Genomic DNA, 815 nt, shown 5'->3' with positions numbered 1-815 from the left:
AAGATTTATAAAATGTTCTTCATGTTTCATTACATCATTGAGATGAGATGGCCATGGAGCATGAAGTCCACAAGCGCTTTTAATAGTATCAGGAAATTTAGCTGGATGAGCCGTGGCAAGAACGATCATTGGAATATGCGGTTTTTTGTTTTCACGCGCTACTTGAAGAGCGACCGCTGTATGTGGATCAACAAGATAGCCACTTTCCTTATAGACACTATCAATTGTTTGAGCTGTTGTAGCCATGTTGCTTTTCCCGGCGGAAAATAGGGAACGAATATTTTTGAGTTGCTTTTCATCAAGAGTAAAAAGACCCGTTTTTTTCAAGTTTTCCATTGCATTGCGAATCCACATTGGATCACGATTGCCACTTTCAAAGAGCAAACGTTCAAAATTAGAAGAGACTTGAATATCCATAGAAGGTGATGTTGTATGGACTATTGGTTGTGTTTCATAAGTACCACTGGTCAATGTACGTACAAGGATGTCGTTATCATTCGTTGCGATGACCAGTTGAGCAATGGGTAATCCCATACGGGCTGCGACATAACCTGCAAAAATATCACCAAAATTTCCAGTAGGAACAGTAAATGAAACAGCTCTATCAGGAGCTCCTAAAGAAAGTGCAGATGAAAAATAGTAAACAATTTGCGCCATGATACGCGCCCAATTTATAGAATTAACACCTGAAAGGGCTCTTTTTTTACGAAAATGATGATCATTAAACATTGCTTTGACAATAGCTGGGCAATCATCAAAACTTCCTTCAATGGCAAAGGAATGAAAATTTGTCCTTTGATGTCTTGTCGTTTGTC

1 pseudogene is annotated in these 815 nt (G+C 38.8%); it reads right to left on the bottom strand.

The annotated features are described in order from the left end of the window. Positions 1-815, bottom strand: a pseudogene (locus ACFILW_RS10300) (threonine synthase); the annotation flags it as partial.

This window comes from Bartonella sp. TT110JLCBS (assembly GCF_042193405.1).
GTDB lineage: Bacteria > Pseudomonadota > Alphaproteobacteria > Rhizobiales > Rhizobiaceae > Bartonella.
Note: the sequence above shows the minus strand (reverse complement) of the source record. Positions and strands in the feature narration are given on the sequence as shown.